The 14944-nt window shown below is 63.1% G+C and carries 15 protein-coding genes; 11 read left to right on the top strand and 4 right to left on the bottom strand.

Features of this window, described 5'->3' with window-relative positions:
- The 4 genes from ACRDT3_RS06100 (at position 1) to ACRDT3_RS06085 (ending at position 2390) form a co-directional block, all read left to right on the top strand.
- Positions 1-270 (top strand): F0F1 ATP synthase subunit epsilon, encoded by a 270-nt coding sequence (locus ACRDT3_RS06100; protein WP_038990466.1) that lies wholly within the window; start codon positions 1-3, stop codon positions 268-270.
- 8 nt (positions 271-278) lie between these two features.
- Entirely contained in the window at positions 279-707 is a 429-nt protein-coding gene (locus ACRDT3_RS06095) for a DUF2550 domain-containing protein (protein ID WP_431492136.1), read from the top strand.
- A gap of 118 nt (positions 708-825) precedes the next feature.
- Entirely contained in the window at positions 826-1335 is a 510-nt protein-coding gene (locus tag ACRDT3_RS06090) for a hypothetical protein (RefSeq protein WP_431492135.1), read from the top strand.
- A 74-nt stretch (positions 1336-1409) separates the two neighbouring features.
- Positions 1410-2390: an NAD-dependent epimerase/dehydratase family protein gene (locus ACRDT3_RS06085; RefSeq protein WP_431492134.1), complete on the top strand. Its 981-nt coding sequence runs from the start codon at positions 1410-1412 to the stop codon at positions 2388-2390.
- Positions 2391-2450: 60 nt separating this feature from the next.
- Here ACRDT3_RS06085 and nagA read toward each other — a convergent pair whose 3' ends face one another.
- From nagA to nucS, 3 genes are all read right to left on the bottom strand, one after another.
- Complete coding sequence (nagA, locus tag ACRDT3_RS06080) at positions 2451-3659, bottom strand: N-acetylglucosamine-6-phosphate deacetylase (RefSeq protein WP_431492133.1); 1209 nt, start codon at positions 3657-3659, stop codon at positions 2451-2453.
- 143 nt (positions 3660-3802) lie between these two features.
- Positions 3803-4549, bottom strand: coding sequence for a DUF4126 domain-containing protein (locus ACRDT3_RS06075; protein ID WP_431492132.1), 747 nt, complete (start codon positions 4547-4549; stop codon positions 3803-3805).
- A 214-nt stretch (positions 4550-4763) separates the two neighbouring features.
- Positions 4764-5459 carry an endonuclease NucS gene (gene nucS, locus ACRDT3_RS06070; RefSeq protein WP_431492131.1) on the bottom strand — a complete coding sequence of 232 codons (696 nt, stop codon included), beginning with the start codon at positions 5457-5459 and terminating at the stop codon, positions 4764-4766.
- Positions 5460-5518: 59 nt separating this feature from the next.
- Here nucS and ACRDT3_RS06065 point away from each other — a divergent pair, with 59 nt between their 5' ends.
- On the top strand, positions 5519-5890 hold the full coding sequence (locus tag ACRDT3_RS06065) for a hypothetical protein (RefSeq protein WP_431492130.1): 372 nt from the start codon (positions 5519-5521) through the stop codon (positions 5888-5890).
- Positions 5891-5913: 23 nt separating this feature from the next.
- On the opposite strand, the gene ACRDT3_RS06060 is transcribed toward ACRDT3_RS06065, so the two are convergent.
- The gene (locus tag ACRDT3_RS06060) at positions 5914-7284 is read right to left on the bottom strand and encodes an AI-2E family transporter (RefSeq protein WP_431492129.1); all 1371 of its coding nucleotides are present in this window, start codon (positions 7282-7284) and stop codon (positions 5914-5916) included.
- Positions 7285-7445: 161 nt separating this feature from the next.
- Here ACRDT3_RS06060 and ACRDT3_RS06055 point away from each other — a divergent pair, with 161 nt between their 5' ends.
- From ACRDT3_RS06055 to ACRDT3_RS06030, 6 genes are all read left to right on the top strand, one after another.
- On the top strand, positions 7446-9170 hold the full coding sequence (locus ACRDT3_RS06055; protein WP_431492128.1) for a hypothetical protein: 1725 nt from the start codon (positions 7446-7448) through the stop codon (positions 9168-9170).
- Between the two features lie 5 nt (positions 9171-9175).
- Complete coding sequence (locus ACRDT3_RS06050) at positions 9176-10087, top strand: co-chaperone YbbN (RefSeq protein ID WP_431492127.1); 912 nt, start codon at positions 9176-9178, stop codon at positions 10085-10087.
- A gap of 139 nt (positions 10088-10226) precedes the next feature.
- Entirely contained in the window at positions 10227-10985 is a 759-nt protein-coding gene (locus ACRDT3_RS06045) for an ABC transporter ATP-binding protein (RefSeq protein ID WP_431492126.1), read from the top strand.
- On the top strand, positions 10967-12532 hold the full coding sequence (locus ACRDT3_RS06040) for a transporter (protein ID WP_431492125.1): 1566 nt from the start codon (positions 10967-10969) through the stop codon (positions 12530-12532). The genes ACRDT3_RS06045 and ACRDT3_RS06040 overlap by 19 nt, the downstream gene beginning before the upstream one ends.
- Before the next feature lie 303 nt (positions 12533-12835).
- Positions 12836-13087 carry a DUF3039 domain-containing protein gene (locus ACRDT3_RS06035; RefSeq protein WP_105658424.1) on the top strand — a complete coding sequence of 84 codons (252 nt, stop codon included), beginning with the start codon at positions 12836-12838 and terminating at the stop codon, positions 13085-13087.
- A 55-nt stretch (positions 13088-13142) separates the two neighbouring features.
- Positions 13143-14909, top strand: a complete 1767-nt coding sequence (locus ACRDT3_RS06030; RefSeq protein ID WP_431492124.1) for a DEAD/DEAH box helicase — start codon at positions 13143-13145, stop codon at positions 14907-14909.
- Positions 14910-14944: the final 35 nt, after the last annotated feature.

Below are 14944 nucleotides of genomic sequence, written 5' to 3'. Positions count from 1 at the left end.
ATGGCTGAGCTTCAGGTCGAAATCGTCGCGGCTGACCACTTCGTGTGGTCCGGCGCTGCGAAGCTGGTCAAGGCTCGTTCGGTGGACGGCGAGATCGGTGTTCTGCCCGGTCACGTTCCGATGCTGTCCGTGCTTGCCGCTGGGGACCTGGAAATCGAACCGGTTTCCGAGTCCCGCTTCTCGGTCCAGATCGATGGAGGCTTCTTCTCTGTTGATTCGGATCGCGTAGTGATCGTTGCCGACAACGCTGTGCTTGGTACCGCAGCGTAGGCGATGAATTGTTTGAGATAACCGCACCAGTTCTGATCGCGTTGCTGATCTTGATCGGCATCGCCATGTTCTTCGGAGCCATGGCCGTGCGCCGCATTCAGTTGCGGCGCACGCTGGGCACCTTCGATGCATCCATCTTCACGCCTTCGGGCAAATGGATGATGGTCATCGGCCGCTACGGCGGAGCGCATGTGGACCTGTTGCGGTTTTTCTCTGTCTCCCCGGTCCCGAGTTTCGTGATCGAGCGCCGTGGCCTGGATATCACCGGGACACGCCAGCCCACCGATGAGGAAACCTCGCGGATCCCGCCAGGATTCATCATCGTGATGCTGGTGCGCAGCGGAGATGAGCTGCTGCTGGCCATGGACTACCGTGACTACACCGGCTTCTCGGCCTGGCTCGAAGCCGGGCCGATTGCCGGAAGCTGGCAGATCTAGAACTTGATAAAGCAAAACCGCCGTTGCAGATGCAGCGGCGGTTTTCGCGTCCCCGGGCAGGGGCAAAGTTGGTAGGCTGGGGAGACCAGCAGGACATTGGCTCAGGGAGCGCGTACCCATGGATCCGAGCTCAGCACGGCGTCCTGCGAGGACGTACCAGAGCGGCAAGGCCGTGAAGGCGCTGCGGATCGCCAGCGTGCTCGGCGCCCTGCTCATCTGCGCATGGATGCTCTGGGAGTACCGGGGGATAGCGGACACCGCAGCCACCAATCCGGATGCGGGCGGCACAACCGGCCGCTACGGCCATGGGCCGCAGATGCTGTGGGGCAGCACGGCGATGCTCGCAACGATCCTGCTCATCGCCTGGGGCTCGAAACACCCGGCCCGGCTCAACTACCCCTTCCAGATCACCGAGCAGAACGCGCAGCCGGTCTACCGCGAGGGCGAACGGACGCTGGCATGGGTGGCAGGCGCGCTCATGGTCCTGGACCTGGGATTGGCCCGCGGCAGCATCGGTGCTGCCAGCGCGGGGCTGGAGGCTGCCGGCCTGCTGCTGCTGGCCGCTGCCGGGGCCATAGGGATCATGCGGATCATCCGGGCGGGCAGGCCGGGGACGCAGCAGGGCTGAAACCCGCCTTGGAAGGAACTGCGCTGAGTGCGAAATGCCTGTGCCCGCAGAGCTCGGCGTAGTTGACTGTACGCATGAAACGAACCTTGATCCTTGGCGGTACCGCGTGGCTCGGCCACGAGCTGGCGCGGCAGCTGGTCCGCAGCGGCCAGGAAGTGACCTGCTTGGCCCGCGGCAGCGTGGGCGCGGTCCCTGAAGGGGCGCAGCTGGTGCGCTCCGACCGGAGCCAGCCCGGGGCCTATGACGCGGTACGGGGTATCGGCCTCGATGAAGTCATCGAGCTGTCCTATGACCAGCGTTTCGTGCAGGAAGCGCTGGCGGCCCTGTCCGCCCACGCAGGCCACTGGACCCTGGTTTCCTCCATCTCGGTTTATACCAGCGCGCAGCAACCGGGTGCCGACGAAGACGCGCCGGTGCATGAACCGTCCGATCCCGGCGATTACGGGAAGGCAAAAGTCGCTGCCGAACGGGCCAGCGCGGCGATGGTTGCAGACCGGCTGCTCATTGCCCGTCCGGGGCTGCTTGCCGGACCTGGCGATCCCAGCGACCGCTTTTCCTATTGGGTTTCGCGCATGGCCTTGGCCGGTGCCGGCCAGGTCCTCATCCCGCCTACCGCGGGCCGCCATGTGCAGGCGATCGACGTGCGCGATGCCGCTGCGTGGATCATCGAGGCTGCCGCGCGTTCGCTGACCGGAACTTTCAACGTGGCCGGAACACCCCATGGCTTCGCCCAGTTCCTCAGCGCGGCCGCGCGGATTGCAGGTTTCAGCGGCGAGCTGGTCACCGCCCAGGACGCGTGGCTGCGCGAACACCACGTCAATTACTGGGCCGGGGCGCGTTCGCTGCCGCTGTGGATTGCGCCAGAAGACCACGGCTTCGCCCAGCGCAGCAACCAGCGGTACGCCCTGGCCAACGGCCCGGAGCGGGGCGTGGAAGAATTGCTCGGCGACGTGCTGGCCGATGAACGGGTCCGCGGATTGGACCGGCCCCGGCGTGCTGGCCTGGAGCGGGCCGAGGAGCTTGAGCTGCTCAGCCAGCTCGCCGACGGGCGGTGAACGGCACCAAAAGCCATCTCGCGCGCGAAATGGCTTTTGGTGCCCGGAGTCCTGCGTGGACTAGAGGTATTGCCCATTGCGGATCGTCTGGACCAGCTGCAGATCGGCATCCAGGATCAGCGCATCGGCAGCGAAGCCGTAGTGCAGGGAACCGACCTCGTCGGCCAGGCCGATCAGCGAGGCCGGGATGGAAGTGGCCGAGTTGACCGCCTGGACCAGCGAGACCCCTGCCTGCACGGCGCGCTGAACGATCTCCAACAGCGTGCAGGTGCCACCTGCCAGGGAATTGTCGCTAGCCAGCCGTGCCTGGCCCAGGGCCACATTCACATCCTGCGGGCCGAGGGTGTACTGCCCATCGGCCAAACCGGTGGCCGCCATTGAATCGCTGACCAGCAGGATGTTGCCGCCGCCGACCAGGCGGTAGACCAGGCGCACGGTATCGGGGGACAGGTGCACCCCGTCAGCGATCAGCTCCACGAACGCATTGCGGTTCGCCGCCTCTTCCAGGCAGGCGGCCACCGGACCGGGCTCGCGGTGGTGCAGCGAAGGCATGCCGTTGAACAGGTGGGTGACCGTAGGGCGTTCGGTGAAGCCATCCACCCCGGCACTGCGCAGCTGTTCGCGGGCAAAGCGCAGGGAATCGGAGGTGCATTGGGCGCTGGCATCGGTGTGCCCCAGCGAGGGGACCACGCCGTGGGAGACCAGCTGCTCAACCAGTTCCTCGCTGCCAGCCAGTTCCGGAGCGTAGGTCATGGTGCGCAGCTGGCCGCGGCTGGCGGCCACCAGCTCGCTGACGAATTCCGGATCAGGATCCTGCAGGAAGCGCGGATCCTGGGCGCCGCAGCGGGTTTCGGAGAGGAACGGGCCCTCGGCATGGATGCCGGCAACCTGGCCGGCCTCCGCCAGCTCGGCGAGCAGCTCGGCGGCCTCGATCATGGACGATGGCTCGGCGGTGACCAGCGACGCGAGCAGGGTAGTGGTGCCCGAACGGTGCAGGTACTCTACCGCTTCGGTGACGCTGGCATGCTCCGGTGCCGAGAAGTCCGCACCGAGGGCGCCATGGCAATGCAGGTCGATCAGGCCCGGGATGATGATGGAGCCCGGGGCCACCTCGCGCACCGGGTAGTCGGCCGCATCGGACAGGGCATTGAAGTCATCGCGGTTGCCGGCAAAACGGATGCGGTCACCGTCGACGGCAAGCACGCCATCGGTGACCTTGAGACCATCGGAAATCAGGGTGGCGAAAAGGGCGTAGCGCGTCGTAGTCATGTTCCCAGCTTAGAAGAGAGAAGGCGTTCAGTCACCGACTGGGCAAATTATTCTCACAGCGCAGTTGCCGCTTGGCGATGCTGGACGCGCCCGGCCCAAGCTCGGCGGCATCCTTGCGCCTTGGCCAGGCCGGGAAAATGCCGTTAGCTGCGCTTCCGGGGAGGATCCTGGTGCCCGGGCCCGGTGCCAGAGGCAATGCGCTGGAGCGATTGCAGCACGGTGGCCTTCTGGCCGGTGGGCAGCTGCGCTTCGCGCGCGGCTCGCGCGGCAGCCTGGTCTTGCTTGACGCTGCTGAACTTGCGCTTCATCGAACGGTAGGCCTTGCGGAATATCCGGTAGAGGAAGAACCCGATGGCAATGGCAACCAGGCCAAGCACGGCGGCCAGCATCGGAACCAGTACGGCTGCGGCGACGAGAACAAGCGCGCCAAGATCCTCGATCAGGCTGCGCACCCACTGGGTGATAGGTTCGGGCACGGCATTGGTTGCCGCGGTCACCGAAGATTTTCCCAGGCTCACCGACAGTGCAGAGCCCGCACCGAGCAGTCCGGTCAGCACGGCAACCTCGGCTCCGGAATTGGCGCCAAGCCCCATGCCTACGAGAGCCCCGAAAACAGGTCGCAACCACACCGAGACCGATTCCATGGACAAGTTCAGGAACGGGATCTTATCCAGGCCGGCCTCGCCAATGGCCAGCACGGCGCAGATCGCCAGAACCCACGGATTCGCAATGCTCGCCGGGATCTGCCTAGCCGCCGAGGCGATCATTTCAGGTGCGCTGTCGGGGATCGCGAGTCCCACGATACCCAGGGCCAAGACCGTGAAATAGGGCCGCAGGCCCGCAGCGGAACCGCTGCCAATGGCCATGAGCGAAGCTGTCAGCGGATCCAATTGTCCTCCCGGGCAAGGCCGGCTCGTGCTGTGCGGCACGAAGCTTATTAGGTAGAGGAGATCAGACTAGCAGTCGGGATGCCGCTTTCTGGATGGCGAAGCGAAGGATGCCAGGGCGGTCGGAAGATCCGGCTTGACGGCCTGGGCTATTTCGCGTGCGGGCGAGCCACAGGGGATGCCTCAAGGGCTAAGCAGCTGGGGAGGATCAGCAGCCCTAGAACAGGCGTCCTGCCGAGTCGTCGACACCGCGCATTGCGTCATAATCCAAGGTGAGGCAGCGGATTCCGCGGTCCTCGGCCAAGGTGCGGGCCTGCGGCTTGATCTGCTGGGCGGCGAAGATGCCGGTTACCGGCTTGAGCAGCGGATCGCGGTTGAGCAGCTCCAGGTAGCGGGTCAGCTGTTCCACTCCGTCGATATCGCCGCGGCGCTTGAGCTCTACGGCTACCGTGGCGCCCTTGGCATCGCGGGCCAGGATATCCACCGGGCCGATGGCGGTCATGTACTCGCGGCGGATCAGCTGGTGGCCGGCGCCGAGCAGCTCGATCTGCTCGGCCAGCAGGCGCTGCAGGTCGGCCTCGACGCCGTCCTTGATCAACCCCGGATCGGTGCCCAGGATGTGGGCCGAGTCGTGCTCGAAGCTGTGGAAGTGGATGGTCAGCTTGTCATCGGTCTTCGCGCTGGCCACGGTCCACGTAGCGGTGGCACCCAATGCCGCGGCGTCCTCATCGGGATCTGCCTCACGCAGGGTCAACGGCGGATTCATCCAGTTCAGCGGCTTGTAGCTGCCGCCGTCCGAGTGGATGAGAACCGAGCCATCGGCCTTGACCATGATCAAGCGGGTCGCCAACGGAAGGTGGGCTCGAAGACGGCCCTCGTAATCAACTGAACACTTTGCTACCACTAAACGCACCCCACACACTTTACTAGCTGGTTGCGACTTGTGCCGGGAGATACGGCATGATTAAAGACATGCCACGTTCCAACCGCCCGCGCCGCTCCAAGAATTCCCGACCTGCCAAAGGCCGGAACTCCGGCTCCGGCTACGGTTCCGGGGATGAAGAGCAGGAATACGGATCGGGCCAAGAAGAGTGGATGCAACGTGCTCGCTTCGGCGTGGTGCTCCGCCAGGATGCCCCCGATGGCCAATGGCATGTACGCAAGATCGCGCCGTTGAACGCCAATAAGCTCTACACCTGCCCGGGGTGCCACCGTTCCATCGGCGTTGGAGTTGCCCACGTTGTCGCATGGCGCGCGGACCACTGGTCGGGCGATGACGCCGCGGCCAATGCGCGCCGCCACTGGCATCCGCACTGCTGGGAAACCCGTTCCTACCGCTACTAGTCCAGCCGCCTGACGGGCAGGTGCTAGCGGCGGTCCTGCCGCGCGATGAAGACCTCGCGCAGCAGGATCATGGCGCTGGCTGCCACCGGAATGGCCATCAGCGCACCGGTTACCCCGGCCAGGGTACCACCGGCAATCACCGAGATCACCGCGACCGCGCCGGGAACTGCCACCGCACGGCGCATGATGCGCGGCGAGACGAAGTAGGCTTCGATTTGCAGGTAGCCGAAGTAGCAGACCGCGTAGATCAGCGCGGTCTGCCAGCCCAAGGACAACGTCACCAAGGTGACCAGCACGCCGGCGATAACCCCGCCGACCAATGGGATGAACGCCAGCAACGCCACCAGCAAGGTGAGCAGCGCGGTGAATGGAACACCCAGGATGCTCATCAGGACCAGCGCCACCAGGCAGTTCAGTATGGCCACGGTGGCTTGTCCCATCACGTAGTTGCCCACGGAGCGGGTAATGCGCACGGTCAGTTCGGCCACGCGGTCGCGCTTGGAGCGCGGGGCCATGCGCAGCGAGAAGCCCATCATGCCGGGCAGGGAAGCCAGGAAGTAGATGGCCAGCACCAGTACGATCAGCACGCCGAACATGGACTGGGCGACGGTTTGCGATACGCCCAAAACGCCGCCGAACACATTGGTCACCGCGCCTGAATCGCCAAAGAAACGGTCGACCTCGGTAGTGATGCGCTGGGAGACCGCGTACTGCCGGTCGAGTTCCCGGACCCAATCGCTATTGAGGAAATCATCTACGATTTCGGGCGCCCGCGTGATGAAGGCGGTGATCTGGTTGACCAGGGTAGGGATGATCAAGGCCATGAAGCCGCCGAAGATCGCCAGCAAGCTGACCATGGTCGCGGTCACGGCCAGCGGGCGGGTCAACCCCTTGCGCATCATGAAGCGCACGATCGGGTCAAGGCCCAGGGCGATGAACAGCGCGATGGCAATCCAGGTCATCAGCGAACCGACGTTGGTCAGCAGGTAATAGCCGCCCAGGGCGATGCCCACGCCGATGGTGCCCAGGAAGCCCATGGAAATAGGGTGCAGCGCCGGAATCGGTTCGGGGGAGCCATCCAGCGGATGCTCCGGTTCCTCGCCGAGGGCCGCACTGCGCTGCGGGGTGTTGAGCATCTTGCCCACGCGACCAGCGATCTTCTTGGTCCAGCCGTCGCGGGCCGCATTATTGCCCGCTGGACCAGCACCGGGATAGCGGGGGACCTGCGTGCTGGAGGCAGCAGGTGCCACCGGTTGGGAATTGCCCTCATGAGGCTGGGAATGCGCTGTGGATTCCGGGCCGGAGGTTGCTGGTCCGGAGGAGCGTTCCGACGCGTCGGAACGCTCCTCCGATGCGTGCTTATCGCGATGCGGGTGCGGCTGATCAGGCTCCATGGGTCAGAGCATATCGCGCATTGGCCTCTGTTAAGTGGTTCAAGACACCGTGCTGTTGCGTTGTTGAGCCAGTTCACAGGCGCGGATCGGAACCATGATCGGCTCCAACTCGTTAGACTTGTCAAAGAACAGCTGTGAGACGTAGGCGAATAGGTGAACTTGTGCGAAAAGTAATCTCCGTGATCGCGATGCTGCTGGGGGCCGCGGCCCTGGTAGTCGGCATCGGACAGAAGACCTTTTGGGCCCCGCCCGAAACGGTGACCGCGACCATGCCGCAACTAGCTGATGAGGCATCGCTGACCCTGATTGAATCCTCGGTCAACGACCCCAAGCTGGACCCGGTGGAACTGGTGATCAAGTCAAAGGGTGAATTCACTGCATCCTTGGGCCGTGACTATGACGTTGAGGCGTGGATTGGCGATGCAGCGCATGTATCGGTCACCGGCATCGACACCGAAAACCACAAGATGATCGCCGAATACGCCAAGGGCAAGGCCGATGTGCCTAATCCCGCCGGTGATGACATCTTCTTCGACTCGCAGACCGCGGATCAGACCATGACCTACCGCTGGACCGCTCCGGATTCCGGCGACTGGTCCTTGCTGCTGGCCGCAGGCGGAAAGGATGCCGCTCCGGTGGATATCTCGGTAACCTACGCGAACGATGACGCGATGCCATTTGCCCTGCCGCTGATCATTGCCGGCTCGCTGCTGTTGGTCTTCGGACTGGCCCTGCTGGTCATGCGCCCGGGCAAGCCGAAGACCGGGTCGAACACCCAGCATTCGGTAGCGGCCGTGGCCGTGGTCGCCCTGGCGATCTCCGGTGTTTCGCTGCCAATGGCGCCAAGCGACGAGTCCAGCGCCAAGCCTTCGGAATCTGCACAGAAGTCGGACGATGCCAAGCAGTCGGATGAAGCCAAGAAGGACGAGGGCAAGTCCGAAGAAGCCAAGGGCTCGGAGTCTGCCTCTTCCTCGGTTGAAGAAGTATCCAGCTTCCCGGTTATCACCGAAGAGCAGCTCAAGCGCGTTCTGGCTGATGCCCAGAAGCAGGTCGCCAAGGCCGATGACAAGAACGACGCCAAGGCCCTGGAACCACGCAGCGCCGGTGCCTTCAAGTACCTGCGCAATAAGCGCTACGACATGCTCAAGGAGAAATTCAAGGTAGACAAGCCGATGGCGCTCACTACCCAGGTCATTCGCTCGGCCGCTGTGCCGAATGCGAACGAAGCCAAGTTCCCCCGCGTGATCTCCGTGGTGACCGCGAAGAACAATGATGCAGACACCCTGCCGCAGGCGCTGACCCTGGTGCAGGCCAACGCCCGCGATAACTTCAAGGTTGTCTTCGCTGGCCAGATGCTGCCGAACTCCACCTTCCCGGGCATCGCCGTTGGCGACCCGTCGACCAAGCAGCTGGCTGCCAACGCCGAGGGCCTGCAGATGACCCCGGAGAAGGCGCTGGAAGCATTGGGCAACGTGCTGACCGATGCCAAGGCCAAGGACAAGGACAAGTTTGCCGATTCGGACTTCATCAAGGCAGTGCACGCAGCCCAGAAGGATGAATCCAAGGAAGCCAACGAGGCGGACGTCAAGTACAAGCGCACGGTCACCGAGGGCGATACCAAGGTGGTTTCCACCCCGGATGGCGGAGCGATCGTTACCGGCAAGCTGAACAACAAGGCGCTCTTCGTCCGCACCGAAGACGCTGATCCGCTCAAGAGCACCGACAAGCTGACCGAACAGCTGCTGGGTTCCAGCTCCTCGAACGGCGACGTGGAAAGCACCTACGCCGAACCGGTGATGTTCTACCTGCCAGCCGATGGTTCCAAGGACAAGATCCAGCTGATCTCTGCCAGCCAGATCCTGCTCGATGTGAAGGAAGTTGACTAATCCCCATGACTGATCAGAACATTCCCTCAACCCGCGGTGCGGTAGATCTCTCCGCCCTGGCCAGCCATGGCCCGGAGGCTACCGACAGCATGCCGGCTGGTCCGGCAAGCTGGACCACCAATCTGGATGAGGCCGCGTTCCAGCAGTTCGTTGGAATGTCCCAGCAGGTACCTGCCATCGTTTCCCTCGGCTCGCCTCGCGTGCAGGTCTCTGCGGACCTGGATGCGACGCTGCGCAAGCTGGTGGATGCCAAGGGCGGCAAATTCGTCCTCGGCCTGGTGGATGCAGAAACCTACCCGCAGATCGCCCAGGCCTTCCAGGCGCAGCAGATCCCAATGGTGGTTGCGCTGATCAAGGGCCAGCCTGTGCCGCTGTTCCAGGGTCCTGCCGACGAAGAGCAAATTGTTCAGGTTTTCGCACAGCTTGAACAGCTCGCAGTGCAGCAGGGCATGAGCGGTACCGCCCCGGCATTCTCCGGGCAGGCCGGCCAGCCTGAACCAGAGCTGCCGCCGCTGCACCAGAAGGCCGTGGACGCCATCGATGCCGGGGACTACGCCGCCGCCGAGGCCGCCTACCTGGAAGCGCTGAACGAGAAGCCGAACGACAAGGACGCGCAGATCGGCGTGTACCAGGTCCGACTGCTTTCGCGCACGCACAACCTGGATCTGAACAAGTCCCGCGAGCAAGCCGCGCAGAACCCTGAAGATATCGCAGCGCAGCTGGAGGTAGCAGACCTGGACGTGGTAGGCGGACATGTCGAGGATGCCTTCGCCCGGCTGGTTTCGCTGATCTCCCGCCTGGCTGATGAAGATCGTGAGCGGGTACGCCGTCGCCTGATTGAGCTCTATGCGGTGATCGGCAACAATGATCCACGCGTAGCTGCCTCGCGGCAGAAGCTGGCACGCGTACTCTTCTAGGGTGACATCTCGGGACTGAACCAAGTAGTCTAAGCGCCGCGACCCAAGGTTTTTCCCTTGGTCGCGGCGTTTGCCTTATCCCAGGGTTTAACTCCAAAGGATGATGCGATCTGACTAGGGGCATTGCTAGCCTTAAGCTATGAATCAGATCGCACTGGACATCCGGGGTCTCGCCAAGCAATTCGGCGCCAAGATTGCCGTGAACAACGTCAGCCTGCAAGTTCCTGCGGGTTCCTTCTATGGTCTTGTCGGACCCAATGGTGCCGGCAAGACCACCATGCTTTCCATGGCAACGGGATTGCTGCGCCCGGATTCAGGCCAAGCACTGGTCAGCGGCGTGGATATCTGGGCTGATCCGCAAGCGGCCAAGGCCACCCTGGGAGTCCTGGCTGATGGCGTGCGCCAGTTTGATCGGCTGACCGGCCGCCAGCTGGTGACCTACTCGGGATTGCTGCGCGGCATGGATCGTGCAGAAGTTGCCCAGCGTACCGAAGACCTGCTGCGTGTGATGGATCTGCTGGATGACGGCGACAAGCTGGTGGTGGATTACTCGGCCGGCATGACCAAGAAGATTTCCCTGGCTACCGCGATGATCCACTCGCCAAAGCTCTTGGTCCTGGATGAACCGTTTGAAGCGGTGGACCCGGTATCGGCGGCAAATATCCGCGACATCCTGAATAACTACGTCGAATTCGGCGGCACCGTCATCGTTTCCTCGCATGTGATGGACCTCGTCCAGCGCATGTGCACGCATGTGGCGGTCATTTCCGATGGCATGCTCAAGGCGCAGGGCACCGTGGATGAAGTCCGCGGCGGCATGAGCCTGGAAGATCGCTTTGTCGATCTGGTGGGCGGCCGCGCTAATAATGAGGGGCTGTCATGGTTGCGCACGTCCTGAGCCTGAAACTGCGCTTGCTGGCCAATGGCTTCAAGCGCTCCGTTGGCCAGCTGATCGGCGTCATTATCGGTGGCCTGTACGCACTGGGCATGATCACCATGCTGACCTTGGCCATGTGGTTTACCGCCGGCGATATTCCTTTCCAGAGTGAAATCTTCACCTTGATCGGGTCGGCCGTGGTGCTTGGCTGGGCCATTATCCCGCCGCTGCTGACCGGTGTTGATCTCACCCTGGAACCTTCACGCTTTGTCCACTTCGGGATTCCGGAAAAGACCTTGGGGCCAGCGCTGGTGCTGGCTGGCTTCATCTCGATTCCCGCGGTGCTGACCATTGCGGGCCTGCTCGGCGCCTCGCTGATGTGGCGATTCGATGCAGGTGCGCTCATGCTTGCCCTGCTGGCAGCGGTGGCGACCGCCGTGATGGCGATTCTGCTTTGCCAGTATCTGGTGATCATGGCGACCGCGCTGCGGGCCAAGCGCCGCTTCCGTGAATTGACCTTCGTCCTGCTGTTCGTGGTGCTTATCGGCGTGGGACCGATCATGACCTCGGTATTCGCTGCCGCGGAGAGCATGAGCGACTGGATCTATCCAATTGCCGCGGTCTTGGGCTACACCCCGTTGGGTGCCTTCGCCGCGATTCCCGGCGCCTTTGCCTCGGCGCTTTACGGGCAGATGGCCATTCATCTGGTGCTGGGCGTATTCTACCTTGGCGGACTCTACCTCCTGCTGGCTCGGGCTACCGCGAAAGCGACCGTGACCCCGCCGCCAGAGCAGCGCGCGGCCACGGCCAAGGGGCTGGGCTTCTTCAAGCTGTTGCCGGCCACGCCAACTGGCGCCGTGGCTGCCCGCGCGCTGACCTACTGGTTCAAGGATCCGCGCTACGCCATTGGCGTGCTCATTGTGCCGATGTTGCCGTTGCTCTTCTGGTTCACCGGCAACCAGTCCGGCAGCTACGTGATGATGTATCTGCTGGGCCCGTTGATCGGTATCTTGATGGGCTTCTCCATCTCTGCCGACATTTCCTACGACAACACGGCCTTTGCGCTGCACGCACTGACCGGCATTCCCGGCCGTGCTGATCGCGCAGGACGGGTGCTGTCCTGTTTCCTGATTGCCATCATTCCAGTCCTGGCGGCAGCCATTTTGCCGGGCCTCATCTCCGGTGCGCTGTGGCGCATCCCGGGCGACCTGGGCCTGTCACTGGCTGCGCTGCTCATTGCGTTGGGCGTCGCGTCGGTGTCCTCGGCCCGCTACACCTATTCGGTGCCGCTGCCGGGTGATAACCCGATGAAGACTCCTCCTGGCAACGGCATGCGCATGGCGCTGACCCAGCTGGGAATCATGCTCGCCATGGGCCTCTTGCTGATCCCGGTACTTATTCCGTACATCATCGGCTGGGTGAAGCAATCGCAGTCCTTCGGCTTCATCACCTTGGGCGCGGGCCTGGTCCTGGGCATCGGACTGATGCTCGGCGGCATTGCCCTCGGTGGCAAATGGTACGAGAAGCGCATTCCGGAGCTGATGCAGTCGGTCATGCTCAATAAGTAGGCGCAGCAGCTGCATATCCCGGCCCTTGGCCGTCTAGCGGGAAGCCATTTTCCGCTAGGCGGCCATTTGCCTGTCTTGAGTGCAAAGAGGTTCACAGGATATTGATCAGGTCGCGCCCAATTGGCGCAATATCCAGCTCCAACTCCATCGCAACACAACGCAGGCGTGCTGGAAATTAGGCGGTGACTTGATGATATGAAGAAAATGATGCAGCGGCCTCGCGAAGCGCAGCAAAGTCAATGTGGACAAGCTCCCATGCTTGCCACGCGGACAGGAGTGGCAATCCGTATTAGACTTGGAGGCATGGTGGAACAGTCTGAAGAAACCCGCGGTGGCACTGCCACGATTGAACGTACCGAGACAACTCAGAGTGTCGAGGCCGGAGATCATGAGCGTTTTGCTCACTACGTGCAGAAGGAAAAGATCATGGAGTCGGCAATGACCGGCGACCCAGTGATCGCTCTGTGCGGCAAGGTCTGGACGCCAGGCCGAGATCCGCAGAAATTCCCGGTATGCCCCGAGTGCAAGGAAGTCTACGACTCCATGATGGGGTAGTGCTGCGAATGAACTAGCACTACTTCACACAATGCACGCGGCCGGGAAAAGGTAAATGACCGAGACACTCTTTGATTTTGGCGACAAGCTTCCACTAGAAGACAAGCTACCGGTAGCGTACCCGGAACGTGCGGCCTGGGGAACCGGGCCGAAGCTGCGTGCCTGGCAGGCCGAGGCCTTGGCCCGGTACTTCGACACGGAGCCCAAAGACTTCATGGCAGTGGCGACCCCTGGCGCAGGTAAGACCACCTTCGCGCTGCGCCTGGCCAAAGTGCTGATCGACTCGGGCAAGATCAACCGCATGATCGTTGTCGCGCCTACCGACCACCTGAAAAAGCAGTGGGCGGATGCGGCAGCGCGTGTGGGCATCGCCCTTGACCCGAACTACAAGAACTCCGACGGCCGGCACGGCTCGCACTACATGGGCGTGGTGGTGACCTATGCCCAGGTCTCGCTGAAGCCAGCGGTCCACCGCGCCAAAACCGAGGATGCCCGCACCCTGGTGATCATGGATGAGGTGCACCACGCGGGCGATGCCCTGTCCTGGGGCGATGGCATTCGTGAAGCATTCGAACCAGCCACCCGGCGGCTGGCCCTGACCGGTACCCCGTTCCGTTCCGATGCCGCCCCGATCCCTTTCGTGCAGTATGTGGACGAGGGCGACGGCATTCGCCGTTCCAAAGCGGACTACACCTACGGCTACGGCAGCGCCCTGGCTGACCACGTGGTCCGTCCGGTGCTGTTCATGGCCTATTCGGGCAATATGCGCTGGCGTACCTCCGGCGGCGAGGAGATGGAAGCAAACCTCGGTGAAGGCTTCACCAAGGATGTCACCGCCCATGCCTGGCGCACCGCGCTGGACCCGCACGGCGACTGGATCCCATCGGTGCTGCAGGCCGCTGACCGGCGGCTCTCGGAGGTCCGCCGCACCGTGAAGGACGCCGGCGGCTTGATCATCGCCACCGACCACGAGGACGCGCGCGGCTACGCGGCCCAGCTCGAAGCAATCTGCGGCGAGAAGGTCACCACCATTCTTTCCGATGACCCCAAGGCATCGCAGAAGATCGACGATTTCTCCGAATCCGACGCGCGCTGGATGGTTGCGGTGCGCATGGTCTCCGAGGGCGTGGACGTTCCGCGTCTGTGCGTGGGCGTTTATGCGACCTCCACCTCCACTCCGTTGTTCTTCGCCCAGGCGGTCGGCCGCTTCGTGCGTAGCCGCAAGCGCGGCGAAGTGGCCTCGGTCTTCCTGCCCTCGGTGCCGATCCTGATGGCCTTGGCCAACGAGATGGAAGTCGAACGCGACCACGCCTTGGATCGTGAAGGCTCCAAGGACGAAGACGGGCTGGATGACTCGCTGCTGGAAGCAGCGAACAAGGAAGACAAGGCCAGCGACGAGCTGACGCGCAATAAATTCGAAGCGCTGAACTCGCAGGCCTCCTTTGACCGCGTCCTCTTTGACGGTGGCGAATTCGGTACCGGCGCCGACATCGGCAGTGAAGAAGAACTCGGCTTCCTGGGCATCCCGGGCCTGCTGGATACCGAACAGGTTTCCGAACTGCTGCGCAAGCAGCAGAACAAGCAGATTTCCAAGGGCGGCACCAAGCCCGAGCCGGTCTCCGACCACCGCCGCATGATGGAGCTGCGCACCAAGCTGTCGAAGAATGTCTCGGCATGGGCTGCCCGCACCGGCACCCCGCACGGGCAGATCCACAACAAGCTGCGCAGCGTCTGCGGTGGACCTGCGGTGCCGCAGGCTACAACTGATCAGCTGCAGGCGCGTATCGACAAGCTGCAGGACTGGTTCGTCGGACGAAAATAGGTTCCACGAAAGTACGGCTTTGCCCCTGTCCGAAG

Origin of the sequence: Glutamicibacter sp. (genome assembly GCF_050701915.1) — a bacterium.
In the GTDB taxonomy this organism is placed as follows: Bacteria; Actinomycetota; Actinomycetes; order Actinomycetales; family Micrococcaceae; genus Glutamicibacter.
This window is presented reverse-complemented; position numbering and strand designations above follow the sequence as displayed.